The organism is Chryseobacterium sp. GM_Chr_2 (genome assembly GCF_026540445.1).
Lineage (GTDB): Bacteria > Bacteroidota > Bacteroidia > Flavobacteriales > Weeksellaceae > Chryseobacterium.
Genome location: NZ_JALNUD010000003.1, coordinates 281,757 through 304,785 on the forward strand (window position 1 = coordinate 281,757; position 23,029 = coordinate 304,785).

The 23,029-nt window shown below is 34.1% G+C and carries 28 protein-coding genes and 1 pseudogene; 22 read left to right on the forward strand and 7 right to left on the reverse strand.

What is annotated here, in order from left to right; genetic code table 11:
- Positions 1 to 149 precede the first annotated feature (149 nt).
- Positions 150 to 722, forward strand: a complete 573-nt coding sequence (locus OXQ85_RS06850; protein WP_267403082.1) for an OmpH family outer membrane protein — start codon at positions 150 to 152, stop codon at positions 720 to 722.
- A gap of 143 nt (positions 723 to 865) precedes the next feature.
- Here the strand turns inward: OXQ85_RS06850 and OXQ85_RS06855 are convergent, their stop codons facing one another.
- Together OXQ85_RS06855 and OXQ85_RS06860 are read right to left on the reverse strand one after the other, a co-directional pair.
- Positions 866 to 1,036: a lmo0937 family membrane protein gene (locus OXQ85_RS06855; protein ID WP_267403083.1), complete on the reverse strand. Its 171-nt coding sequence runs from the start codon at positions 1,034 to 1,036 to the stop codon at positions 866 to 868.
- A 126-nt stretch (positions 1,037 to 1,162) separates the two neighbouring features.
- A complete protein-coding gene (locus tag OXQ85_RS06860) occupies positions 1,163 to 1,960 on the reverse strand; it encodes a Cof-type HAD-IIB family hydrolase (RefSeq protein WP_267403084.1) in 798 nt (265 codons plus the stop codon).
- A gap of 119 nt (positions 1,961 to 2,079) precedes the next feature.
- On the opposite strand from OXQ85_RS06860, the gene OXQ85_RS06865 reads away from it, so the two are divergent.
- The 5 genes from OXQ85_RS06865 (at position 2,080) to OXQ85_RS06885 (ending at position 6,186) form a co-directional block, all read left to right on the forward strand.
- The gene (locus OXQ85_RS06865) at positions 2,080 to 2,652 is read left to right on the forward strand and encodes a Crp/Fnr family transcriptional regulator (protein WP_267403085.1); all 573 of its coding nucleotides are present in this window, start codon (positions 2,080 to 2,082) and stop codon (positions 2,650 to 2,652) included.
- A 106-nt stretch (positions 2,653 to 2,758) separates the two neighbouring features.
- Complete coding sequence (locus tag OXQ85_RS06870; protein ID WP_267403086.1) at positions 2,759 to 3,571, forward strand: alpha/beta hydrolase-fold protein; 813 nt, start codon at positions 2,759 to 2,761, stop codon at positions 3,569 to 3,571.
- A gap of 117 nt (positions 3,572 to 3,688) precedes the next feature.
- Positions 3,689 to 4,495, forward strand: a complete 807-nt coding sequence (locus tag OXQ85_RS06875; RefSeq protein WP_267403087.1) for a helix-turn-helix domain-containing protein — start codon at positions 3,689 to 3,691, stop codon at positions 4,493 to 4,495.
- 40 nt (positions 4,496 to 4,535) lie between these two features.
- The gene (locus OXQ85_RS06880; RefSeq protein WP_267403088.1) at positions 4,536 to 5,660 is read left to right on the forward strand and encodes an NAD(P)/FAD-dependent oxidoreductase; all 1,125 of its coding nucleotides are present in this window, start codon (positions 4,536 to 4,538) and stop codon (positions 5,658 to 5,660) included.
- A gap of 49 nt (positions 5,661 to 5,709) precedes the next feature.
- Positions 5,710 to 6,186 carry a PA2169 family four-helix-bundle protein gene (locus OXQ85_RS06885; protein WP_267403089.1) on the forward strand — a complete coding sequence of 159 codons (477 nt, stop codon included), beginning with the start codon at positions 5,710 to 5,712 and terminating at the stop codon, positions 6,184 to 6,186.
- 36 nt (positions 6,187 to 6,222) lie between these two features.
- Here OXQ85_RS06885 and OXQ85_RS06890 read toward each other — a convergent pair whose 3' ends face one another.
- Positions 6,223 to 6,621 (reverse strand): VOC family protein, encoded by a 399-nt coding sequence (locus OXQ85_RS06890; protein WP_267403090.1) that lies wholly within the window; start codon positions 6,619 to 6,621, stop codon positions 6,223 to 6,225.
- Positions 6,622 to 6,701: 80 nt separating this feature from the next.
- Between OXQ85_RS06890 and OXQ85_RS06895 the strand changes: the two genes are divergently transcribed.
- The 10 genes and pseudogenes from OXQ85_RS06895 to OXQ85_RS06940 all read left to right on the forward strand — a co-directional run bounded on the left by OXQ85_RS06895 (position 6,702) and on the right by OXQ85_RS06940 (position 14,461).
- Positions 6,702 to 7,886 (forward strand): MFS transporter, encoded by a 1,185-nt coding sequence (locus OXQ85_RS06895; protein ID WP_267403091.1) that lies wholly within the window; start codon positions 6,702 to 6,704, stop codon positions 7,884 to 7,886.
- A complete protein-coding gene (locus OXQ85_RS06900) occupies positions 7,880 to 8,629 on the forward strand; it encodes a DeoR/GlpR family DNA-binding transcription regulator (RefSeq protein WP_267403092.1) in 750 nt (249 codons plus the stop codon). Before OXQ85_RS06895 ends, OXQ85_RS06900 begins: the two co-directional genes overlap by 7 nt.
- A gap of 525 nt (positions 8,630 to 9,154) precedes the next feature.
- Positions 9,155 to 10,249: a histidine kinase gene (locus tag OXQ85_RS06905; RefSeq protein WP_267403093.1), complete on the forward strand. Its 1,095-nt coding sequence runs from the start codon at positions 9,155 to 9,157 to the stop codon at positions 10,247 to 10,249.
- Positions 10,236 to 11,000 carry a LytTR family DNA-binding domain-containing protein gene (locus OXQ85_RS06910; RefSeq protein ID WP_267403094.1) on the forward strand — a complete coding sequence of 255 codons (765 nt, stop codon included), beginning with the start codon at positions 10,236 to 10,238 and terminating at the stop codon, positions 10,998 to 11,000. The genes OXQ85_RS06905 and OXQ85_RS06910 overlap by 14 nt, the downstream gene beginning before the upstream one ends.
- Before the next feature lie 13 nt (positions 11,001 to 11,013).
- Positions 11,014 to 11,346 carry an SMR family transporter gene (locus tag OXQ85_RS06915; RefSeq protein ID WP_267403095.1) on the forward strand — a complete coding sequence of 111 codons (333 nt, stop codon included), beginning with the start codon at positions 11,014 to 11,016 and terminating at the stop codon, positions 11,344 to 11,346.
- A gap of 130 nt (positions 11,347 to 11,476) precedes the next feature.
- Positions 11,477 to 11,902 (forward strand): annotated as a pseudogene (locus tag OXQ85_RS06920) (efflux RND transporter permease subunit); the annotation flags it as partial.
- 69 nt (positions 11,903 to 11,971) lie between these two features.
- A complete protein-coding gene (locus OXQ85_RS20690) occupies positions 11,972 to 12,955 on the forward strand; it encodes a TolC family protein (protein ID WP_267403096.1) in 984 nt (327 codons plus the stop codon).
- Positions 12,956 to 13,259: 304 nt separating this feature from the next.
- Positions 13,260 to 13,544: a hypothetical protein gene (locus OXQ85_RS06930; protein WP_267403097.1), complete on the forward strand. Its 285-nt coding sequence runs from the start codon at positions 13,260 to 13,262 to the stop codon at positions 13,542 to 13,544.
- A gap of 196 nt (positions 13,545 to 13,740) precedes the next feature.
- Complete coding sequence (locus OXQ85_RS06935; protein ID WP_267403098.1) at positions 13,741 to 13,980, forward strand: hypothetical protein; 240 nt, start codon at positions 13,741 to 13,743, stop codon at positions 13,978 to 13,980.
- Between the two features lie 196 nt (positions 13,981 to 14,176).
- On the forward strand, positions 14,177 to 14,461 hold the full coding sequence (locus OXQ85_RS06940; protein WP_267403099.1) for a hypothetical protein: 285 nt from the start codon (positions 14,177 to 14,179) through the stop codon (positions 14,459 to 14,461).
- 54 nt (positions 14,462 to 14,515) lie between these two features.
- Here OXQ85_RS06940 and map read toward each other — a convergent pair whose 3' ends face one another.
- The 4 genes from map to OXQ85_RS06960 form a co-directional block, all read right to left on the reverse strand.
- On the reverse strand, positions 14,516 to 15,280 hold the full coding sequence (map, locus tag OXQ85_RS06945) for a type I methionyl aminopeptidase (RefSeq protein WP_267403100.1): 765 nt from the start codon (positions 15,278 to 15,280) through the stop codon (positions 14,516 to 14,518).
- 65 nt (positions 15,281 to 15,345) lie between these two features.
- Positions 15,346 to 16,026, reverse strand: coding sequence for a LexA family transcriptional regulator (locus OXQ85_RS06950; protein WP_267403101.1), 681 nt, complete (start codon positions 16,024 to 16,026; stop codon positions 15,346 to 15,348).
- 81 nt (positions 16,027 to 16,107) lie between these two features.
- Positions 16,108 to 16,911 (reverse strand): 4-hydroxy-tetrahydrodipicolinate reductase, encoded by an 804-nt coding sequence (gene dapB / locus OXQ85_RS06955; RefSeq protein ID WP_267403102.1) that lies wholly within the window; start codon positions 16,909 to 16,911, stop codon positions 16,108 to 16,110.
- An 18-nt stretch (positions 16,912 to 16,929) separates the two neighbouring features.
- Positions 16,930 to 18,078 (reverse strand): Atu1372/SO_1960 family protein, encoded by a 1,149-nt coding sequence (locus tag OXQ85_RS06960; protein WP_267403103.1) that lies wholly within the window; start codon positions 18,076 to 18,078, stop codon positions 16,930 to 16,932.
- An 83-nt stretch (positions 18,079 to 18,161) separates the two neighbouring features.
- Here OXQ85_RS06960 and OXQ85_RS06965 point away from each other — a divergent pair, with 83 nt between their 5' ends.
- The 6 genes from OXQ85_RS06965 (at position 18,162) to OXQ85_RS06990 (ending at position 22,809) form a co-directional block, all read left to right on the forward strand.
- On the forward strand, positions 18,162 to 18,944 hold the full coding sequence (locus OXQ85_RS06965) for a helix-turn-helix domain-containing protein (protein WP_267403104.1): 783 nt from the start codon (positions 18,162 to 18,164) through the stop codon (positions 18,942 to 18,944).
- Positions 18,945 to 19,029: 85 nt separating this feature from the next.
- Positions 19,030 to 19,854, forward strand: a complete 825-nt coding sequence (locus OXQ85_RS06970) for an AraC family transcriptional regulator (protein ID WP_267403105.1) — start codon at positions 19,030 to 19,032, stop codon at positions 19,852 to 19,854.
- 102 nt (positions 19,855 to 19,956) lie between these two features.
- Positions 19,957 to 20,529, forward strand: a complete 573-nt coding sequence (locus tag OXQ85_RS06975; RefSeq protein ID WP_267403106.1) for a DapH/DapD/GlmU-related protein — start codon at positions 19,957 to 19,959, stop codon at positions 20,527 to 20,529.
- A 103-nt stretch (positions 20,530 to 20,632) separates the two neighbouring features.
- The gene (locus OXQ85_RS06980; RefSeq protein WP_267403107.1) at positions 20,633 to 21,061 is read left to right on the forward strand and encodes a cupin domain-containing protein; all 429 of its coding nucleotides are present in this window, start codon (positions 20,633 to 20,635) and stop codon (positions 21,059 to 21,061) included.
- Entirely contained in the window at positions 21,061 to 21,768 is a 708-nt protein-coding gene (locus OXQ85_RS06985; RefSeq protein WP_267403108.1) for a carboxymuconolactone decarboxylase family protein, read from the forward strand. Before OXQ85_RS06980 ends, OXQ85_RS06985 begins: the two co-directional genes overlap by 1 nt.
- An 81-nt stretch (positions 21,769 to 21,849) precedes the next feature.
- Positions 21,850 to 22,809 carry an alpha/beta hydrolase gene (locus tag OXQ85_RS06990; protein ID WP_267403109.1) on the forward strand — a complete coding sequence of 320 codons (960 nt, stop codon included), beginning with the start codon at positions 21,850 to 21,852 and terminating at the stop codon, positions 22,807 to 22,809.
- Positions 22,810 to 23,029: the final 220 nt, after the last annotated feature.

Consider the following 23,029-nt stretch of genomic DNA (forward strand, 5'->3'; position numbering starts at 1 on the left):
TCTTTCATTTTTTACTTAATATTATTTAGAAGTCCGAGGTTTTTTGGGCTTCTTTTCTGTTATTATCACTAGAGATGTAGTTATATTTATTATATTTGTCCTCTTTTTAAAAACAAACAATTAAAATAATTTTAAAAATCAACAATAACATGAAAAAGTTAATCACTGTATTTTCTGTAGCAGCGGGATTATTTCTTACATCAAACCTTGCCCAAGCGCAACAAAAAATCGGTCATGTAAACTCTGATGATGTTTTCAATAATCTTTCTGAAGCTAAAACTGCAGAAGCGAGTTTGGATACTTTTACCAAAACAAAACAAGGAGAAATTGAGAAGCTGATCACAAGCTACCAAACGAAGCTAAAAGCGGCTCAGGATAAAGAAAAAACAATCAGTGAAGCAAATAAAGAATCTGTAATTAAGGAACTTACAGCAGCTCAGACTGAACTTCAGCAATTAGGAAAAACGATTGAAGAAACGCGTACAAAAGCAGCTCAGGATATTTCTCAAAAGCAAAACGAATTGTTTGCTCCGATTCAGAAAAAAGTGGCAAGCATGATTTCTACTGTGGCTAAAGAAAAAGGATTGGCATACGTTTTTGATGTGGCAACTTCTCAGGGAAACAGCCAGATTGCTTATTTGGATGGAGGTGAAGATATTACTCCGGATGTAAAATCTAAACTAGGCGCTACTACAGCAGCTCCTGCAAAAGCAAAAAAATAATTTTCTATAAATAAGAATAAAAGCGGAATTTGATGTATTTCAGATTCCGCTTTTTAATTAAAAAATCCTTAACAAAATTTGTCAAGGATCAATATTTTAAAGTTTACTAAATTAATAGAATAGTTTCAATTTGAAGAAATCTATTAATCGAGAGGTTTTCGACCTGTAATAATATTATATAAAACTACAATAATGGCGATTACCAATAAAACATGTACTAAATAACCTGTGCTCATACCCGGCACAACTCCTAACATTCCTAGTAGCCAAACGACAATGCAAATGACCGCTACTAGCCATAATAAACTTCTCATAACTAAATATTTTTAAGTGATTTAATTAGTTATATACACATACTGTGCCTTTTTTATTAAATCAGTTTAAAAACAAATACCACATATTTAATTAGGCTTAAAAATGTTTAGCTATGAGATATAAAATTAAAGTAGTCCAAAATGTTTTAAAGCGAGTTCAACTCCATGATTGTCAACCTCTTCAGTAACGTAATCCGAGATTTCTTTTACATTTTCATTTGCATTTCCCATGGCAACGCCAATTTTTACAAATTTTAGCATAGAAATATCATTCCCTCCGTCTCCAAAAGCCATAGTTTCAGCAAAATCGATTCCGAAATGTTTACAGAAATATTCTATTCCGTTTTGTTTGGTAATTCCACCGGGATTAACGTCCGCAAAAAGGGGAGTCCATCTGGAAGCCACAGAATTCGGCATTACCTTTTCCATAAAAACCTTTTCTTCATCAGGACCAAGAAAAATATTTGCCTGCAGAACATTTTCAACATCCACATTATCTTTATCATGTAAAGGCGGTACGGGAAGATTGAGATGGGCGTACATGCCAACCACTTCAGGATTTACATCATTTATTTCAACTTTATTTTCATACATTAATGAAAAGCTTAAAGGAGATTTTTCAGAATAATTAATTAAATTTTTTATATCTTCAGCGTTAATGGCTTTTTTAAACATGATATTGCCATCCGTCGTCATGCAGTAGCCGCCATTAAATGTGATAAATCCGTCGAAATCAATGTGTTTAATATGATCTAAAGAATTAATGGATCGTCCGGTTGCTACAATGACTTTTATCCCTTTTTCGCGAAGTTTTTTTATGGCTTCTTGTGTAGATTCCGGAATTTTATTGGTTTTAAAACTTATTAAAGTGCCGTCAACATCGAAAAATACAGCTTTAATATTTGGATTTTGATTAGAATTCATAGTAAATTTATTGTGAAAAATTGTTTAATGTATCATTACAAAAATACGAACAAAAATGGTATGATTAATGGTTTAAGCATTTTATATAATTATTAAACTTATTGTTGAAATTTATTATTTTGGAAGAACTTATAAAACAAATAAATACTTATTACCCGCTTTCTGATGAAAGTATTTCTCTTTTGCTAAACATCTGCTCTGAAGAAAAATTCGAAAAAAATACATTGTTGTTGGAAGAAGGCATGATGTCGAGATATTATTATTTTTTAAAATCTGGGCTGATTGGCTATTATAATACGGATGAAAATGGCAATACAGCCTATAAAATATTTTTTGAAGAGAACAGTTTTGTTGCTTCCACTTCGGCAGTTATTACGCATGAACCCAGTAAATTCAGCATGATTGCTTTGGAAGATTGTGAAGTTATTAAATATCCTGTAAATGCTTACAGAGAGCTCTTTCATCAACATTTAGACATTGCATTATTTCAAATTCACTACTTGGAAAAAAATTGGGTAGTGAAAAAAGAGCCGTTGGAAATTTCATTAAAGTATGAAACCGCAAAAACCCGATATCTAGCTTTAATGGAGAATCAATCTTTATTTAAAAGGTTGAAACAGCATCATATTGCTTCCTATTTAGGAGTAACCCCCACGCAATTAAGCAGAATAAGAAAAGAATTAAATCAATAGAAACGTCAACATATGTTGATGTTTTTTGGTTTTATAGTTTGCAATTTTGTAGAACGAAAAAGCTTTATTTTAATGATAAAGCCATTATTAATTAAAATTTTAAATTATGAAAAAGTCAATAAACCTTATATTGGTTTTCATCACTTTTAGTCAGTTGTATTCACAGAAAATTATTCGTCAGGAAGTTTTTAGCCCTAAAATGAATAAGAAAATAAAGGTAATTGTTGTCACTCCAAACCTTGAAGCAAAAAAAGCATATAACTCAGTTTATATTTTGCATGGTTTCAGCGGAAATCCCGAAAGAATTATTAAAGAAGATATTCCAGGCTTAGCTGAAAAATCTCAAAAATATGGAACTATTTATATTTTGCCAGACGGGAATTTCAGCAGTTGGTATGTAGATAGTCCGATTGTTAAAGATTCTCAATATCAAACTTTTATAGGAAAAGAATTGGTGGAGTTTATTGATAAAAATTATCCTGTTAAAAAAGAAAAAGCACAAAGAGGAATTTTGGGATGGAGCATGGGTGGCTATGGCGCTACCAATATTGGAGTGACCTATCACGATACTTTTGGCGTTGTCGGCAGTTCTTGCGGCGCGTTGGATTTCAGAGTTTTTGGTGAGAATTATAATAAATATCAGGTAGATAAAGTTTTAGGACCGTTTGAATCATTAAAGAGTAATTACCTTACAGACAGTAAAATTAATCAGATGGAAACCGCTCAGCAACATTATATTTTTGATTGTGGAACGGAAGATGTGCAGATGATTGAGCAAAACAGAAAGTTTCACCAAGCTTTAACCCAGAAGAAAATTCAGCATTTGTATATCGAATCTTTGGGAGCCCATGACACAAAATATTGGAGTATTTCTTTAACCAATCAGTTAGCTTTATTTGAAAAATATTTCGGTAAATAAAATTCATCATTTTTTAAACTACTCATTCATATTTTTGCCTTGTTACAAGCTCTTCAATTTTAATTAGTTGAAGAGCTGTTTATTTTATTAATTTTAATTCATCTTATTGAAGCTTGCATGCATATAGAATTTGAACCACCGAAGGAATTGCGCGATACCATTACCTGTTTTTGGTATAACGACACAGATTTTGGAAATGAACAAACCAATTTTGAAGTGATTCCTGATGGTTTTGTTGAGGTGATTTTTTATTTCGGTGAGGAACTTCAGATCCTTCAAAATGGAAATTTACAATCGTTACCATCTCCATTTTTGGTAGGTTTGCTTAATCATCCTGCTCATTTTTATACAAGAAAAAGGTTGCAAATTCTTGCTATAAGATGCTTTCCGTGGACGGTTTTTGATTTGCTTAATTTAGATTCTAACAAAAACGGAGTCGATACATTTGAACATGCTATTGCAAAACTTCAACCTTCGTTGCAGAATTTCATTAATAAAAATCAGATTCAGAAAGCAATAGATCTTATTAAAGCCTATTTTTTAAATCTTGAAATGTCAACCGATAGTCTTATTTATAAAGCAGGAATAGCAATGAGAAAGGCGAATGGAAGTATTCCTGTAAGTAAAATTGCCGATTCAGCACATACGACAATTCGTACATTAGAAAGAAAGTTCAAGCAATCTTCCGGATATACAGTGAAAGATGTTTCCGGATTGATTCGTTTTGAGAAAGCTAGAAATATCTTGTGGAGCCAGCCAGATTCTAATCTTGCAGAATTAGCTATTGAGTTAGGATACACCGATCAGGCACATTTAAATCGGGAATTTAAAAAATACAGCGGAACAACACCCGGTGCATTCGCCAGAAAAGCAAAGATTGAAAAAATTCCAAACCGTGAATTTGTCGTATTTATACAATCCTAAAGCAGCTGTTTTTCAGAATTTTGTTTTCAAATTTTAAAAGATGAACAATATACTGAAAGATAAAAAAGTAGCCATCATTGGAGCCGGACCAGTGGGATTAACAGTGGCAAGATTATTACAGCAAAAGGGAACAGATGTAACTGTTTTTGAACGAGATATAAATGCGGAAACCCGAATTTGGGGCGGAACGTTAGATTTGCATAAAGATTCAGGGCAGATTGCAATGAAAAAAGCTGGTTTGCTTGAAAAATATTATGAAATTGCTTTGCCAATGGGCATTAATATGGCAGACGAACAAGGCAATATTTTGTCAACTATTGAAGTTGCCGTTGAAAATCAATTTGATAATCCTGAAATTAACAGGAGCGATCTGAGAATGATTTTATTGAATAGTTTAAATGAAGGAACGGTAATTTGGGATAGAAAATTAATTGATATTCAACCCATTAATAATAAATGGCAATTAGAATTTGAACATAATAAAACTGAATTAACTGATTTTGTGATTGTTGCTAACGGCGGAATGTCAAAAGTCAGAAATTATGTTACCAATGCGCAAGTGGAAGAAACAGGAACGATTATTATTCAGGGAGATGTGGAGCGACCAGAAATCAACTGCCCGGAATTTTTCAAATTATGTGATAGTAAACGATTAATGGCTGCCCATAAAGGAGTATTAATTGTTGCGAATCCTCTTAATAATGGTTCTTTAACGTATGGCATTATTTTTAAAAAGCCTGAAATAGAACTTGATTTTCAAAATTCACAGGAAATAACAGCCTTTTTGCTAAATAAATTTTCAGATTGGAATGAGATTTATAAAAATTTAATTCGCTCAACTCATTTTTTTGTAGGGCTGCCAACAAGAAAACTTCCATTAGAAACTTCGTGGAAACAGAATCGTGCTTTACCTATAACTTTAATTGGTGATGCCGCACATTTAATGCCTCCATTTGCCGGACAAGGCGTGAATACAGGATTGTTAGATGCTTTAATTTTATCTGAAAATTTAAAGAGTGATAATTTTAAAACCATTGATGAAGCGATTCAAAACTATGAACAGCAAATGTTTGTATATGCTTCTGAAGCTCAAAAAGCTTCCAGCGAAAATGAAATTGAAATGCGTCAGCCTGATTTTTCTTTTATGAAATTGATGAAGGAGTAGAGGTACAGTTATTGCAAGCTTTTTCCTACACCTACAAAAAAATTATATTATGGAAAATCACAAAGAAATTTCTGTACTGAACGATTTATTGCATATTACCAACGACCGTATCCTAGGATTTGCAAAAGTTGAAGGGAAAATTTGGGAAAATTACCCCGATGTAAAACCGGAGTATGCTAAAATGAATTCCCTTGCAACCATTATGAAAAACGAACTGATCAATCTGATTACCGAAAATGGCGGCGAAGCAAATGATTCATCATCTGTTGCTGGAACTTTGCACAGAACTTGGATCGATATTAAAAACTCATTTACCATCGGAAACACAGAAGAATCTACGCTTGAAAATGTAGTTTTTGGAGAAAAAGCAGCGATTGATGCATATCAGAATTCAATTGATAGTGGTGATCTTAGTGAAAAAAGTTTACCAATTGTCTCTGAACAGTTGAAAAATATTAAAGATTCTTATCATCAGTTTAAAGGTATGATTCAGTATAAAAATAATAACGAAGAACCTTTCGTTTAAAAATTTCCCGGACATTAAAAATTGTCCGGGATTTTTCTACTCCGTAATCTCCACCCAGTTTCCTTCAGGATCTTCCACAATACTTTCATAAAATCCATCACCGGTTACGCGAGGTGCACCAATAATTTTATAGCCATCACTTCTTAAAGAATTTGTTAAAATATCGACATTATTTTTGTTGCCTACAGATATTGCCAAATGGCAAAATCCCATCAAATTGCCTCGTATAAAAGAATTTTCAATAATATCCGGACGTTTCATTAGTTCTATTTTTACAGAATCACTTGCATTAAAACTCAAAAAATAAGATTCAAAATTCTTCACAGGATTGATGTATTTTTCATTGCTTGACATATCGAAATATTTCATGTAAAATTCTTTCATCTTTTCCAAATCATTACACCATACAGCGACGTGTTCAATTTTTATTTTCATAAAATTTTAAATTTTTTAGTTTAAATATATTGCAAATTAATGCAATATTGCATTAATTTGCAATATTAAAATTATGAAGTATGATTACAAAGAAAATAATTGATGCAAAAAGAGCAACTCAACTTATATTTTTAGTCTGCGGATTAGGAATTGCAAGTTGGGCTCCAATGGTTCCTTTAGCAAAAGACAGATTAGGATTAAATGAAGCAGATCTTGGATTATTGTTACTTTTATTGGGCGGCGGTGCATTGGTGATGATGCCAATATCAGGAATCTTAATCAGTAAAATAGGTTCAAGGAAAGTTATTTTAGGAAGTGTGTTGGCAGCCGCTTTTATATTACCTAGCTTATTGGTGATTTCAAATATTTATCTGATGGGATTAGCGCTCTTTGCCTTCGGATGCAGCATCGGAACAGTAGATGTAACCATGAATGCACACGGAATTCAGGTTCAGAATATTTACGAAAAGCCAATCATGTCATCTTTACACGGCTTATTCAGTGTTGGTGGTCTATTTGGTTCGTTAGGATTGGGCTTTTTAATCAAATTAGGTTTAAATCCAATTTATGCAGCCATCACAATTTCTGCTTTGTTGATATTTCTGCTGACCATCCAGTTTAAACATTTATTTAATTATCAAACAGAAAAGGAAATTATTCTAAAATTTTCAAATGTTGATGAAGAGAAGGTTGCTAAAAGCCGTTTTCAGTGGTTTAATTCAACTGTTCTATTATTAGGTCTGATGTGTTTTATCGTTTTCTTATCTGAAGGCGCGATGCTGGACTGGAGCGCTATCTTTTTAAGAGATAACAAAAATGTGGAGCCTGAATTTTCAGGAATAGGATATGCTGCATTCTCCGTAGCAATGGCTGTTATGAGATTGGCAGGCGATTCTTTAATTAGTAAACTGAACAGCAAAATTGTAGTCATCGGAGGAAGTATTATCGCTTCAGCAGGCATTGTAATTCTTATTTTCAGTCCATGGATTACCGTATCTTTGATAGGGTTTATTTTACTTGGGATCGGTGCTGCGAATATTGTTCCAGTTTTCTTCAGTGAAGGCGGAAAAATTTCAGGATTATCGCCTACCGTAAGTATTCCCGTAATCACAACGATGGGTTATGCAGGGCAGTTAGCGGGGCCAGCTTTATTAGGTTTTATTGCGCATCATTTTTCTTTGACGGTTGCCTTTGAAATAATAGCTTTGCTGTTTATTGTAGTAGCTTTAATTTATAAAATCCGAAAAAAATCATCATCATGCTAAAAGAGGAACGTTTCGAAATCATTCTAAAGGAGTTGAACGAAAAGAAAAAAGTAAAGTTTGAAGATCTTGCTTTGCTTTTACAGGTTTCCGAAGATACCATTCGACGGGATATCGATATTCTGCATCGCAACGGATTATTATCTAAAGCTCGTGGTGGCGCTATTCTTCGGGAAAAAGATCCGCTGACTTTTCATGACCGACAGTCTTTTCTCACCAAAGAAAAAGATATTATTGCCTTAAAAGTTCAGTCTTTTTTAAAGGATGGAATGACTGTTTTTATGGATGGAGGAACCACGATTTGCGCCGTAGTAAACTGTATGCCTTTAGATATAAAATTGAGAATTATCACCAACAATTTTTCTGTCATTCCCTTGATTGATAAATTTAAAAATATTGAATTAATCATGCTTGGAGGCAATTACGAAGTCGATTTGGCAGTTACTTCCGGTGTTACCACCTGCAACGAAGTTTCAAAATATATTGCTGATCTTTTCATTATGGGAACCTGCGCGATTGATTCCGGTTTCGGTGTTTCGGCAGTTTCCGTTACCGATGGCGAAACGAAAAAGGTAATGGTAGAATCTTCAAAAAAAATTCTTGTCTTAGCCAGTCAGAACAAATTAGGAAGGGCAGAAGCTTTCAAGGTATGCTCTATAGAGAATATTGACAGTTTGATCACCGATTTGGATTCAAATAATTCGGAATTAGATTCATTCAGAAATTTAAATATTCAGATTGTTTAATTAGTCGTAAAAAATCTGGATGAATTTAAGGTTCTTGCGAGCCCTGAAAGGGCGAGTTAAAACAGGACAGGATGCAATCCTATTAAATTAAAACCCAACAAAACAAAAAAATAGGACTGGAAAAACCAATCCTACCCAACATGATTAAGTTTAAATTAAGCCCTTACAGGCTGAACAAGGAATTTTTTTTAATGTACAAAAGATTTTTATTGATTCTTAATCTATGTTACTCATAAAAACTGAAAACTTTAATATACTCTCGTCGCAATATTTGCAACCATAAAATTATCATTAAATCAATGCTTTTTATTAAAAAAATAAAGTGATCTGGATAAATAGAAGGATGAAGCGTAATTTTTGTAAAGTGAAACGTTTTTCTTTTAATCGAAAATATCAAAACATAGCAAACATTCTAACCTTTCTAATCAACGGTTCAACCGCTGTTTTCTCCGTCTGACTTTTAAAACCGTTTTTTTCTTTAATTCAATATTTATCTTTACATTCATAAAACCACTTCGTAATTGTATGAACAGTAAAAAGAAAAACTTTTTAGACGGATTAAAAAAAAGGATAGTCATTTGGATTATTGCCTTTCTATTTTCCTACATATTCATTTATCTTATTGATCCTTTTTCGTACAAAGAGCTTCTTCACAAACCTTTTTTATATATCATTGAAGATATTTTTTGGATCTTTTTATTCTCAATCATCATTGCAGAAGTCAGTCTTTTTATAGATTATTGTTTAGATAAGAAAATTTCTTGGCATACAAAAAGCAGTAAGAGGTTGATTACACAAACATTACTTCAAATCGTCGGAAGTATCGTGATTGTTATCATTATCAATTTTATATTTTTTGAAGGTTGCGATAATCTGGGAAATATCGATTACAGAAAAGAAATTACGTTAATGTCTCAATGGATTGCGACCAACATTATTGTTTCTTTATTGATAAGTGCCATTAATACAGGAACTTTCCTTTTGGAAAACTGGAAAAAAACAGCTTTGGAAGCAACTCAACACAAATTAAAAGCTTCGGAACATAAAAGAGCAGCAATGGCGGCCGAACTTCAGGCTTTGAAATTACAGATTGATCCGCATTTTATATTCAACAATTTAAGTGTTTTGTCTGAACTTATTCTTGAAGATCAACAACTTGGCTATGAATATTCTGAAAGTTTTGCGAAAGTTTATCGCTACTTATTGGTTAATTCTAAAAAAGATACAATCACTTTAGAGGAAGAGTTAAAATTTTTAAATTCCTATATTTATTTAACAACAAAAAGAATTGGTGAAGGTGTACATTTTGATATTTCGGTAAATAATGAGCTGAAACAGTTTTTACTTCCTCCGTTGGCGCTTCAGTTTTTGGTTGAAAATGCTTTGAAGCATAATCAAACCTCAAAATCCAATCCTTTGCAAATTAAAATTTATACAACGAGTGATCAATATCTTGTAGTACATAATTCGCTGTCACCACTCATCAATAAAACAGAATCTGCCGGATTGGGAATAAAAAATATCATCAATCGTTTTGAGTTTTTAGGCAACAAAAAACCTATTATTCTGAAAACCGAAAAAGATTTCATTGCTAAAATTCCTTTATATGAAGATAAATAAAATTTTAATCGTTGAAGATGAAAAACCGAATGCCGATCGGTTGAAAAGGTTATTGTTAAAGTTAAGACCCAACATCGAAATTCTTTCCGTGGAAGATTCTATTTCCTCTACGGTAGAATGGCTCAACAATAACAATACTCCCGACATGATTATGCTGGATGTTCGTCTGGCAGACGGTTTAAGCTTTGAGATCTTCAATAAATGTGAAGTCAAAAGTCCGGTTATTTTCACCACGGCGTATGATGAATATGCGGTAAAAGCGTTTAAATATAACAGCGTCGATTATTTGCTAAAACCTATTGAAGAGGAAGAATTGGATGCGGCTTTACGAACGTATGAAAACTTCATGGAAAACATTCCATATCTCGGAAATGCGATTGAAGGTTTGCTCAATTATATTCAGCCTAAAGATTACAGGAAACGTTTTCTGTTGGCGCATCGTGACGGTTATAAAACGGTTTTGGCAGAAGATATTCTGTATTTTTATACAGAACACAGCATCAGCAAAGCAATGTTGAATACAGGAACTACTGAAACCGTTCCACAGACCTTGGAAGAACTTGATAAACAATTAGATCCGAAATCATTTTTCAGGGCAAATAGGCAATTTATTATTCATATCGATGCTGTGAAGCAGGTTTTTAATCATTTTAACGGAAAACTGAAACTCGAACTCATCAAAAATCCTGAAATGGAAGTAATTGTAAGTCGGGAAAAAGCTTCTGCTTTCAAATCGTGGATGGATTATTAAACTTAAAAAACTTATGAAAAATTATATATTTCTGGCTTGTGCTATTCTTTTAGAATCGTTAGCCACTTCATTTTTAAAGGCTTCTGAAAACTTTACCAAGCCTTTACAAACCATAATTTTTGTGGTTGCCATGTCGGCATCATTTTATCTTTTAACCCACGCCATCAAAGTAATCCCGATTGGAATTGCCTATGCGATCTGGTCGGCGGTTGGGATTGTTCTGATCTCTTTAATCGGCTATTTCGTTTATAAACAGACGCTCGACATTCCTGCAATCATCGGAATTCTTTTAATTGTAATGGGTGTCGTAGTGATTAATGTCTTTTCAAAATCGGCAACGCATTAAATAAAGTAAAAAGGGGAAAGTAGAAAGAGCCAAGTGGATGAAGTGAAAATTGAAAATCTATAAAACAAAAAACCAAAGCAAAAACGTTTTTGCTTTGGTTTAATTAAATTATTTTTAACCTATAATCTGTATCGAATTTTTAGGACGAGACATAATAGACCGTCCTGTTTTGGCAACCGTGATTTCCCTTATCATAGTGATTTTGGGAATTATCGGACTGAATCAGCTGGCGGTAACACGTTTTCCCGATATTTCGCCGCCCACGATTACTGTTTCGGGCTCCTATCCGGGAGGAAACAGTGAAACCGTGATCCGTTCGGTGGTAACTTCGCTGGAAGAACAGATCAACGGGGTGGAAGATATGGAATATATAAAGTCGAATGCCAGTAACGATGGTTCTTTCTCGATCTCGATTATATTCAAGCAGGGAGTAAATGCAGATCAAGCGGCGGTAAATGTTCAGAACAGAGTACAGCAGGCAACTCCAATTTTGCCGCAGGAAGTGGTGAGAATGGGTTTAACAACTTCCAAGCAGCAGAACAGTATGGTGATGATCTCAGATCGACGATTATCCCTGCGGTGGCAGTTCCTGTCGCGATTGTTGGAACTTTCATTTTCTTAGGAAGTGGATATTTGGGGAAAAGCTAAAATGCAGAAGGAATCGGCAGCGGCAGAGTATTTTGCACAGAAAGAAAACTTTAATGCTATAAAAAGCAGAATTATTGTTCAGGTAGCGCAGGCCTACTATAATCTGATGAGCCTCGATGAACAGTTAAAAATTGCTAAAGAGAATATTGAGCTGAGCGAGAAAACCCTGCAGATGATGAAGCTTCAATACACGGCAGGGCAAATTAATTCATTAGCAATTCAGCAATCGGAGGCGCAAAAGAAAACGGCAGAACTTATTGTGCCTTTAGCAAGGCAGAATATTTCCGTGCAGGAAAATGCATTGAGCATTCTTTGTGGAGAATATCCTAAGTCGGTCGAAAGATCAGAAGGTTTACATACAATGATCTCTGAAAATCCTTTAACAGCCGAAGTTCCTGCTCAATTATTAAGTCGAAGACCAGATTTGAAAGCAGCGGAATTCAACGTCATCAGCTTGAATGCTAAAACGGGTTTAGCCAAAGCGGCCATGTATCCTAGTATAAGTTTGTCGCCACAGGTTGGAGTCAATTCTTTTAAAGTAAATACGTGGTTTGATCTTCCGGGTTCTATTACGAAAACATTGGCTGCCAATTTAGCAATGCCTCTTTTACAGAAAAGACAATTGAAAACGGCTTATGAAACAGCCATTATAGAACAGGAAAAGGCAGTGATTACCTTTAAACAAACAATGATGACAGCTGTTGGTGAAGTTTCCGATGCGATGGCAAAATCCAAAGGCAGTACAGAAAGACTAGCTTTATTGCATGAAAGAACTCTGATTCTTGAAAAAGGAATCAGCGATGCTTTAAAATTGTATAAAAGCGGAATGGCCACTTACCTTGAAGTGATCACCGCACAAAACAATAAACTTCAAAATGATTTGGAACAAAACACCGTAATTTTAGAAAAATTGAATGCCGAAGTTGATCTTTTTCGAACGTTAGGAGGCGGTGTTGAATAAAAATACGACGAAACTCATTATATTTTTCAACAAAATCAATCTGAAAAAGTCCGTTTTTAATTGAAAAACGGGCTTTTGTTTAAAAAAAATTAACTTTGAAAAACAAATCACAAAATTTAGAATTATTATTTTTAACATAAACAAAATCAAATAAATAAGCTAGGGAATGATTTCCACAAAAAATTCCGTTTATATTAATGAAATATTAAATTATAAGTTAATTTTAATATTTTTTTGAAAATAATATCATCGTATTACAATTATTCCTATCTTAGTGATGTATTAATCACATAAAAAAAGATTCATGAAAAACTTCAAAAAACTAGACAGAAACGAGTTAAAAACTATTTCAGGTAACGGACTACTTGACAACATCGGAGGATTAGTAGGTGGCCTTGTAGGGGCTATCGGTGGTGCTGTTGGCGGTGTTGGCGGTGTTGTAGGTGGCGTTGTAGGTGGCGTTGGTGGTGTTATTGGTGGTGCTGTTGGCGGCATCGGAGCAGTAGGAGGAAACGCGTTGTGTCAAGTACAGTGCGCTGTAGGAGGAGTGGTTGAAATTAAACTGCTTGCTTGCGGATCTACTTGCTAATTAAAAAAACAAGTAAAGTAAAAGTGTAACCGCTCTTTTTTAGAGCGGTTTTTTATTTTATAATATATATAAATTGTTATTTATGTTAATGAATAATTAAATTATAAATCTTTTTAACTATTTTATATAAAACATTTTTATAATATTGTAATTATTCATAACTTAGTGATGTATTAATCATTTAAATAAATAAGTCATGAAAAATTTCAAAAAATTAGACAGAAATGAGTTAAAAACTATTACCGGTAATGGATTACTTGATAACATCGGAGGGGTTGTAGGAGGAGTAGTTGGTGTTGTCGGAAGCACTGCTTCAGGGATAGGTGATGTTTTATCAGAAATTGGAACATTAGCAGAAGAAAATTTGTGTAAAATGCAATGCGTTGTGAATGAAGTAGTTGAAATCGAGCTGCTTGCTTGCGGATCTATTTGCTAGTAAAAAAACATGTAAATCAAAGGTTTAACCGCTCTCAAGAGAGCGGCTTTTTTTATTTTTTAATATGTATAAATTATTATTTATATTAATGAATAATTAGATAATAAGTGTTTTTAGTTATTTTATCGAAAATATTTTTATCATATTATAATTATTCATATATTAGTGATGTATTAATCATTTAAATAAATAAGTCATGAAAAATTTCAAAAAATTAGACAGAGACCAGTTAAAAACAATTTCAGGAGACGGACTTCTTGATGGCCTTGGTGGATTAATCGGCGGTATTGGCGGCGCAGTCGGTGGTGCTATTGGAGGTATTGGTGGCGTTGTAGGCGGTGTTGTAGGTGGTGTAGGTACAATCGTTGGTGGTGTTGTAATTGGTGTTGGAGGAGTTGTGGAAGGTACTTTATGCAACGTACAATGTGTAGTAAGCGGAGTAATCGAAATCAAACTTCTTGCTTGCGGAGCACCTTGCTAATAGAAAAATAAAAAAATAGTAGCCGCTTTTCTGAAGCGGCTATTTTATTGATGATTAATTTAAAATTTCATTCATCTGAGTGAGAATAACGGGTTTCCCGTCTGTTATCAAAATGGTGTGCTCATGCTGTGCCATGTAACCACCTTTGTTTCCAACCATCGTCCAGCCGTCATTGAGCTCTACAGCAATGGTCGAATCGGTGGAAATAAATGTTTCAATAGCAACAACCGAATTTCTCTTAAACCTTCTGTTATCAAATCTATTTCTGTAATTCAGCAATTCATCGGGTTCTTCGTGCAAACTTCTTCCCACACCATGTCCACCGAGATTTTTAATTACTTTAAAACCTCTCTTTTTAGCTTCCGTTTCCATAAGATGACCGATATCTGCAATTCTTACACCGCCTTTTATATTATTGATAGCTTTCTGTAAAATATCTTTAGAAGCATCTACCAATTTTTGATGACGATTAATATCTTTTCCTACTACAAAAGAACTTCCGTTGTCGGCCCAATATCCGTTGAGCTCTGCAGAAACATCAATATTAAGCAAATCGCCATCCTTTAAAATCCTTTTATCTGAAGGAATTCCGTGGCAAAATTCATTGTCAAGACTTATGCAAGCGTAACCGGGAAATCCATAGGTAAGATAAGGTGCAGAGTTCGCTCCGAAATCAGAAAGAATTTTGGCTCCAAATTCATCAATCTCTTTTGTCGTCATGCCGGGTTTGGCATAATTCACCATTTCCTTCAGTGTATAAGCAACGGCTTCACTTACTTTTTGCATTCCGATTAACTCACTTTCGTTGGTTATTGACATATTGAAGATATTTAAAATTTAAATGTATTCAAAGATAATTAATTAAACTTTCCCGTTTTCTATATTTAAAAATCTTCAGGAAAAATGCCTGAAGCATATTGCCAAACTTCAAGAATTTCTTCCAATGGAATATCATAAGGATCATAAAATGAATTATCTGCAGCTACTGTAATAGCATGAATTTTTCTTGTTTTAAACCTTTTATAAGTAATTCCATCGTTAGAAGTTACAAAAACATAGGTTTTATTTTCCTTCAGTTCATTTAGGCTTTCAACATATTTTCCAACGATAAAAGATCCGTCTTTAAAAGGTGGCATAGAATCTCCATTGGCAGGAAAAGCTCTAAACTTACCATTTTTAAGAAACGGCAGAGAAATTCTCTGCAGACTTTCGATATATTCAGGATCGCTATAACCGGTTAAATATCCCATAGAAGCTTTCTGCGGAACAATTTCAATCGTTTCATTTCCTTCATGATCTACTACCACAGGCAATACAATACGGTTGTCTGGCAGCTTCAACATATCTTCCAAAGGATGTTTTGTAAGGTCTACAGACAATAGAAGGTCGATACTTACATGAAAATGTTTAGACATCCTGATCATCACATCTACAGGAGGTTTTGATCTTGCATTTTCATAGGAAATATATCGTGAACGGGAAATTTCTAAATGATCGGCTGTTTCGCGTTGAGTTTTCCCATGTTTAGCTCTCAACAACCTTATATTATCTGAAAAAATTGACATTCGTAAAAATTAGAACAACAAAAATACGATTGTTTAAAAACATCAGCAATTTTATAGCGCATTAAGTTTGCCTAAAACCGATTAAAACTGCATAATTGTGTCTAATCCTCTTTTCAAACCTTTAAAAGTTTCTATATTTTGAATCGCTAAAAGTACACCTTTCACATAAGGCTCGGCACTTTCGGTAGAATCATGGCGAAGGGTAAGTTTTTCACCTTTTAGTCCGAAAATAGTTTCAACGCTTATAATATGACCCGGTAATCTTACAGAATGTACCTGAATGCCATTGATAGTTGCCCCGCGTGTCGCTTTATTGCCAATAGTTTCTTCAATCGGAACCGCAATATTAGGCTGCTGAACTTTTGAAAGTCGGTATGCCAGTTCTGCCACAGTGCCGCTCGGCGCATCAATTTTTGATTCATCGGCATAATCTATAATTTCATAATTGGGAATATATTGGGCTGCCATTTCTGCAAATTTTTGCAATAAAACCATCGTAATGGCGAAATTTCCTGCGGCAAGAGCCGATGTATTATTTTCCAAAGCTATCTTTTCGATTTCTTCATAATCTTCATCTGAAAGACCTGAAGTTCCCACGATCACTTTTTTACCTTTTTTTAATGCAGATATAATATTATGCTTTGCAATCTGGGGCTTGGTAAATTCAACCAGAATATCAAAATCAACATGCTCCATGGCATTTTCAATCGTGTCGAATAGCGGAACAGTCTGATCATTTTCTAACGGTAAAACTTCCGCAAGATTGTTACCATTGTGAGCTCGTGAAAGTCCGCCTGTAAGCGTCATTTCACTATTTTCCAGAATAGCTTTGCTAATTTCAGAACCTGCCCATCCGGTGGCTCCGGCTACCAATACTTTTTTCATATTATTTTTATTTTAAGATTATTCTACTTCAAAAATCGCCTGTATTTCCACGGGAGAATTTCCCGGCACAGAATAGGCTCCTAGAGTTGCTCTCGCATGTTTTCCTTTTTCACCGAATATCTCTCCGGCAAGATCTGATGCAGCATTCATTAATTCTGCATGCTTGCTGTAATTTTCGGTAGTATTAAAAATTCCGGTTAACTGCACGCATTGTTTTACGCGGTTTAAGTCTCCGTCAACGGCTTGATTCAACACAGATAAAACATTCAGCATAGTAACTTTTGCTGCCTCTTTTACCTGATCTTCGGTAACATCTTTACCAACTTTTCCAGGATTTAAAATTTTTCCGTCTTTTAAAGCATATTGATTAATAAAAATCAAATTTCCGGAACGTACAAAAGGCTGATAATTTCCTGCCGGTTTCGGAACTTGGTGCAAAACAATATTTTTTTCTTTTAAAATGAGATTTACATCACGCTTATTTTGATTGATTGAAGCCGATGCCGTTTTATTTTTAATAAATGTTCCTTTTAAAGCCAATGTTACTTTTGCAAAATTTTTTCCTTGCAATTCAGCAAGATAACGTTCACTTTGGGTAGGTCTTTCAACGTTTTTTAAAGATGCTAAACTTGTCGTTCCCAATACACTGTTTCCCTGAGGTATATTTTTATCTATATTTTCATTACCTCTTATTCCATTGGGCACCATTATCATTCCGTGAACAGCCAAGCTATTCCAAAAAGATTGTAATGCAAGATCCCGACCGGCGCCGCTTCCCGCAGACATAAATACTGTTGCTGGCATTCCTTCCAAGGCATGTTGAGTCCATAAATTGGTCGTTTTAGACAAAAATTCACTCATTGCTGTACTGATATTTCCAAAATAAATTGGCGAGCCAAAAGCAATTCCGTCATAAGAATTAAGCTCATCCACCGAAGCTACCGGAAGATTTTTCAGCGTTGAATTAGACGATTCTTTAACCTGTTTTATCACAGCTTTTACATTTTTTTCACTTTCAATGCCCTTGGCGACTTCTTTTGCCAGTTCATACGTTCCGCCGTTATCTGAATGAATTAATACCAAAACATTTGCCGAGCGTTCCTGAGCCGTAAAAAAACTGATTGAAAAGAGTAAAACTCCTGAAAAAAAAGTGGTTAAGTTTTTCATATCATTAAAAATTTATTCATTTACAAAATTAAAACATACGTTTTTATTAAATTTGCCAAAATTATTATACAAAACGCCATTTTATGAAGTGCGGATTAATCGAGAGAAGGAGAGGAGTCTTTGATGATGAAAGTAAAATTGATGCTTTTATCTGGTATGAAAAGAACTGGATACATGATGATTACGACCATATTCATCAACGATATCAGCTTACGTATGTGGAAGAAGGCTATCAATATCTGCATATTGAAAATAAAATTTATCTGGTTCCTCAGAATCATCTGATCTGGATTCCTTCTGGTGTAAAACATCGTACAGAAACTGAAGCAAAAACCGTAAATCTTATGGTGGTTTTATTCAAAACTGTGTTTGATAACGATTTTTATAAAAATATTCACGTATTTTCTGCGCCGCCGGTTTTAAAAGAAATGCTGCAATATGCTGCGAAATGGAATCAGCAGATGACAGAAAATGAAGAGCAAAGTTATTTCCTGAAAGCTTTGCTGAACAGCTTGCCCCATTTTTGTAAGGAAAAAGAATGTCTTCATATCCCGATTCCGAATGATCAACGGTTGCTGCCGGTTTGCAATTATATCAATACAAATTATGCTGAAAATTTTAGCATAGAAAGTCTTGCAGATCTTTCAACGATGTCTGTACGCAGCCTGCAACGTATTTTCAAACAGGAAACAGGAATTACCCTTCAAAAGTATGCACAGCTCATCAGAATTCTGAAAAGTATTGAACTGATTAATACAAAGCAATATACATTAAGCCAAATCGCTTATAAAGTAGGCTACAAAAGCTTGGCAGCCTTTACAACTTCTTATTTTTCTGTGATGAAAGAAAAAGTGAATATAAAATAAATGGAGATCGAAATTTGAGCTTTACAGAAAGGTTTTAAATAGTATTAATTAATATTTTTGTTCTATATAATATGTAAAACATTTTATGATGGAGCCAACAGAAGCCTTAAAAACCATAAGCTATTCCGGTATTTTTCTTTCCTGTTTTTCTGAAGAAAGCACGAAATGCATTCATTCTACGCCGGAGCATGTTTTGGTGTATCTATATTCCGGAGAGCAAATTATCGAAGACCGCAACAAAACCATCATTTTAAAAGCAGGAGAGTGCGCGCTTGTTCGCAGAGATCATCGGCTTAAAATGTATAAAAACGGAACCGGTGACGATCTTTACAAAGGAATTTCACTTACATTTAAACGAAGTATTTTACGCGAATTTTACAGCAATTTAAACAAAGCAGACATTCCAGCGAAAGTAGAAATTTCGGATCAGAATGTTTTTAAAATTGAGCCCGATGCTGCTATTACAAGTCTTTTTCAGTCATTAACACCTTATTTTGACGGAAATGTGAAGCCAACGGAAAGCATTACACATCTTAAATTATTGGAAGGAATTTATGCTTTGCTGAATAATAATGAAGCATTTTATCCTGTTCTTTTCGATTTTGCTGAACCTTGGAAAGTAGACATTCTGGAATTCCTTAATGATAATTATATGGATGATCTTTCGATGGATCAAATAGCCTCTTTTACAGGCAGAAGTCTGGCTACTTTTAAAAGAGATTTTAAAAAGGTAAGTAATCTGACTCCACAAAAATGGCTTTACAAAAAACGTCTCGAAATGGCTTATATTAAGCTGAAAGAAGAAAATAAAAAAGTGCATGATGTCTATATGGAAGTAGGATTTAAAAATCCCTCACATTTTTCAACAGCTTTTAAAAAGCAATACGGAATTTCTCCCACAGAAATTTAAAGGTTATTTAAGAAAATGAGCTTTACAGAAAACTAATTTGAGCCTCGCAGAAAGATTACTGCGGGGCTTTCTTTTTAATTTTGTATTAAGATTTTAAAAGATATGAATTCTACAATATTAAATACCAATGACATTTTTAAAAGATTATTAAACGGCGAAACTATTTTACCGAATGATCCTGAAATGGAAGTATTGTTAAAAGAATCTTATGAAACGAAGAAAGTATTAATTGAGATCAATAATGCTGCTGATCCGAAATACATTCTTGAGAAATTGAGCCAGATTTTAGATAAAAAACTGAAAAATGTAGCTGTTTTTACTCCAATTTACATCAATTATGGAAAAAATATCAATATCGGCGAAAACGTGTTTATTAATTTCGATTGTACATTTTTAGCACTTGGCGGAATTACAATTGAGGATGATGTTTTGATTGGTCCAAAAGTAAGTTTAATTACAGAAAACCATCCTTTAGATCCGAAACTGAGAAAAGGATTAACAGCCAAACCCATTCACATTAAGAAAAATGCATGGATCGGAGCAAATGCCACCATTTTACCGGGTATCACCATTGGAGAAAATGCTGTGGTTGCGGCAGGCGCAGTAGTTTCTAAAGATGTACCGGATCATGCAGTTGTAGGAGGAGTTCCTGCAAAAATTATCAAAAAAATTTAGATATTAATTTAAAATGATTATACAAAGTTTAACTCGTGTTGCATCTATTAGTGTTTTATTTTTTTCGCTGATAGATTGCAACTCATTAAAAAGTCAAAATAAAATGAATATAGAAGTTCCTAAAATAAGCGATTTTCCTACAGGAAAAGAAAATACGACGTATGCACAATATTTCACAGGAAAATCATGGCTGGCGCCTTTAACAGAAAATAAAGAGCTTAACGTTCCTTTGTCTAACGTCACCTTCGAACCGGGAAGTCGAAACAACTGGCATAGTCATACTGGCGGTCAGTTGTTAATTGTTGTTGGCGGCGAAGGGCTTTATCAGGAAAGAGGAAAGCCAGCAAGACATCTCAAATCAGGTGATATTGTAGAAATAGCACCGAATGTAGAGCATTGGCATGGCGCAACGGCTACCAGTTGGTTTTCGCATCTGGCAACAACCGGAAATCCTCAAACCAATGAAAATAAATGGCTTGAACCCGTGACCGACGAAATTTATAATGAAGCTAATCTTCAGATTAAAAAATAATGAATACAAATTTTAAGATCTTACTTTTTGTATTTGCTTTAATTACTTCATCTATGAATGCACAGGATAAAATAAATTTAATGGTTTCGCAGGAAAGTTTAGTTAAAATTTCATCATTAACTGCTACAGGAAACATTAATCAGTTGAAAATTGAACTGAATGAAGGTTTGAATAACGGTCTTACCGTGAACGAAATCAAAGAAGCATTGGTTCAGCTGTATGCGTATTGCGGTTTTCCAAGAAGTTTGAATGCTATTAATACATTTAAAGCAGTTTTGGATGAAAGAAAATCGAATGGAATTGCAGATGTGGAAGGTAAAGAAATTAGTGTTGAAAATAACCTGCCTGACAAATATGAACAGGGAAGGAAAGTACTGGAAATCTTAACAAAAACTCCACAAACTAAGCCTGCAAAAGGGTTTGGTGAATTTGCCCCAAGAATTGATGCTTTTCTGAAAGAACATTTATTCGCAGACATTTTTGCAAGTGATGTTTTGACTTATCAACAAAGAGAATTAATAACCATTTCGGCCTTGGCATCGATAGAAGGATTAGAATCACAGTTAAAAGCACATATTGGAATTGGAAAAAATACGGGAATTGCAGATCATCAGTTAATTCAGTCGGCAGAATTGATATCGAAAACAGTTAATCCGTCTCAGGCAGAGATATTTAGAAAAATTATTAATGAAAATTCTTTAAAATAAATGAAAAATATAAAATTATTATCAATGGTTGCAATGCTTATTTTGAGTTCAAAATCATTCAGCCAAAAAAAATCTAACACGATGAATATAACAGACCATTATACATTTACATTAAGTGAAAAAGTGAGCCGTCAGAAAGTTACCTTTAAAAACAGATACGGAATCACGCTGTCTGGCGATCTTTATTTACCAAAAAATACAGGAAATGAAAAACTGCCAGCATTGGCTATCAGCGGGCCTTTTGGTGCCGTGAAAGAACAATCTTCGGGTTTGTATGCCAATCAGATGGCTGAAAGAGGTTTTGCGGTCGTGGCTTTCGATCCGTCTTTTACAGGAGAAAGTGGAGGAGAAGTGCGTAATGTGGCTTCCTCAGATATTAATACAGAAGATTTCAGCGCAGCAGTAGATTTTTTAGGACTACAGAAAAACGTAGATCGAAATAAAATCGGAATTATAGGAATTTGCGGTTTCGGAGGTTTTGCACTAAATGCGACAGCAGTAGATAAACGTGTAAAAGCAGTTGCTACAACGAGTATGTACGATATCCCAAGAGTGGCTTCCAGAGGATATTATGATAAGGTGACGTTGGAAGAGCGCACAAAAACATTAGAACAAATGAGCCAACAACGCTGGAAAGATGCAGAATCTGGTAAAGCAGCGCCAGGACCACGCTCTAATGCAGAAAAATTAAAAGGCGACGAACCACAATTTATTAAAGATTACTTTGATTATTACAGAACACCGAGAGGTTTTCATGAGCGATCTATAAACTCTAACGGTGCTTGGGCAGCGACAAGTGGTTTTTCTTTGATGAATATGCCGATTCTTACTTATTTAAAAGAAATTTCGCCAAGACCTGTTTTAATTATCGCCGGAGAAAACGCGCATTCAAGATATTTTAGTGAAGATATTTATAAAATGGCTGCAGAACCCAAAGAATTAATGATTATTCCTAATGCAGTGCATGTTGATCTGTATGATAAAGTAGATATTATCCCGTTTAATAAGCTGGAACAGTTTTTTAAGGATAATTTAAAATAGGATATAAACAAAAGGTATAAACCACTGACAATAGAGTATTTAGTATAATCATTGTCAGTGGTTTGCTGTTTTTTTGAGTTTTTAGAAATAATTACAATTTAACTAATACACTGTGTAAAATGATTAAGAAATAAAATAAAAATAACACGATTAATCATTATTATTAAAAAATTATATATATTTATATAGTTTTATACACAATAACGTGATATAAAATATT

Bases quoted from the DNA above. Each gene is read 5' to 3' on its own strand.
- OXQ85_RS06850 (WP_267403082.1), top strand. From the start codon at position 150: ATGAAAAAGTTAATCACTGTATTTTCTGTAGCAGCGGGATTATTTCTT.
- OXQ85_RS06855 (WP_267403083.1), bottom strand. From the start codon at position 1,036: ATGAGAAGTTTATTATGGCTAGTAGCGGTCATTTGCATTGTCGTTTGG.
- OXQ85_RS06860 (WP_267403084.1), bottom strand. From the start codon at position 1,960: ATGAATTCTAATCAAAATCCAAATATTAAAGCTGTATTTTTCGATGTT.
- OXQ85_RS06870 (WP_267403086.1), top strand. From the start codon at position 2,759: ATGAAAAAGTCAATAAACCTTATATTGGTTTTCATCACTTTTAGTCAG.
- OXQ85_RS06875 (WP_267403087.1), top strand. From the start codon at position 3,689: ATGCATATAGAATTTGAACCACCGAAGGAATTGCGCGATACCATTACC.
- OXQ85_RS06880 (WP_267403088.1), top strand. From the start codon at position 4,536: ATGAACAATATACTGAAAGATAAAAAAGTAGCCATCATTGGAGCCGGA.
- OXQ85_RS06885 (WP_267403089.1), top strand. From the start codon at position 5,710: ATGGAAAATCACAAAGAAATTTCTGTACTGAACGATTTATTGCATATT.
- OXQ85_RS06890 (WP_267403090.1), bottom strand. From the start codon at position 6,621: ATGAAAATAAAAATTGAACACGTCGCTGTATGGTGTAATGATTTGGAA.
- OXQ85_RS06895 (WP_267403091.1), top strand. From the start codon at position 6,702: ATGATTACAAAGAAAATAATTGATGCAAAAAGAGCAACTCAACTTATA.
- OXQ85_RS06900 (WP_267403092.1), top strand. From the start codon at position 7,880: ATGCTAAAAGAGGAACGTTTCGAAATCATTCTAAAGGAGTTGAACGAA.
- OXQ85_RS06905 (WP_267403093.1), top strand. From the start codon at position 9,155: ATGAACAGTAAAAAGAAAAACTTTTTAGACGGATTAAAAAAAAGGATA.
- OXQ85_RS06910 (WP_267403094.1), top strand. From the start codon at position 10,236: ATGAAGATAAATAAAATTTTAATCGTTGAAGATGAAAAACCGAATGCC.
- OXQ85_RS06915 (WP_267403095.1), top strand. From the start codon at position 11,014: ATGAAAAATTATATATTTCTGGCTTGTGCTATTCTTTTAGAATCGTTA.
- OXQ85_RS06930 (WP_267403097.1), top strand. From the start codon at position 13,260: ATGAAAAACTTCAAAAAACTAGACAGAAACGAGTTAAAAACTATTTCA.
- OXQ85_RS06935 (WP_267403098.1), top strand. From the start codon at position 13,741: ATGAAAAATTTCAAAAAATTAGACAGAAATGAGTTAAAAACTATTACC.
- OXQ85_RS06940 (WP_267403099.1), top strand. From the start codon at position 14,177: ATGAAAAATTTCAAAAAATTAGACAGAGACCAGTTAAAAACAATTTCA.
- map (WP_267403100.1), bottom strand. From the start codon at position 15,280: ATGTCAATAACCAACGAAAGTGAGTTAATCGGAATGCAAAAAGTAAGT.
- OXQ85_RS06950 (WP_267403101.1), bottom strand. From the start codon at position 16,026: ATGTCAATTTTTTCAGATAATATAAGGTTGTTGAGAGCTAAACATGGG.
- dapB (WP_267403102.1), bottom strand. From the start codon at position 16,911: ATGAAAAAAGTATTGGTAGCCGGAGCCACCGGATGGGCAGGTTCTGAA.
- OXQ85_RS06960 (WP_267403103.1), bottom strand. From the start codon at position 18,078: ATGAAAAACTTAACCACTTTTTTTTCAGGAGTTTTACTCTTTTCAATC.
- OXQ85_RS06965 (WP_267403104.1), top strand. From the start codon at position 18,162: ATGAAGTGCGGATTAATCGAGAGAAGGAGAGGAGTCTTTGATGATGAA.
- OXQ85_RS06970 (WP_267403105.1), top strand. From the start codon at position 19,030: ATGATGGAGCCAACAGAAGCCTTAAAAACCATAAGCTATTCCGGTATT.
- OXQ85_RS06975 (WP_267403106.1), top strand. From the start codon at position 19,957: ATGAATTCTACAATATTAAATACCAATGACATTTTTAAAAGATTATTA.
- OXQ85_RS06980 (WP_267403107.1), top strand. From the start codon at position 20,633: ATGAATATAGAAGTTCCTAAAATAAGCGATTTTCCTACAGGAAAAGAA.
- OXQ85_RS06985 (WP_267403108.1), top strand. From the start codon at position 21,061: ATGAATACAAATTTTAAGATCTTACTTTTTGTATTTGCTTTAATTACT.
- OXQ85_RS06990 (WP_267403109.1), top strand. From the start codon at position 21,850: ATGAATATAACAGACCATTATACATTTACATTAAGTGAAAAAGTGAGC.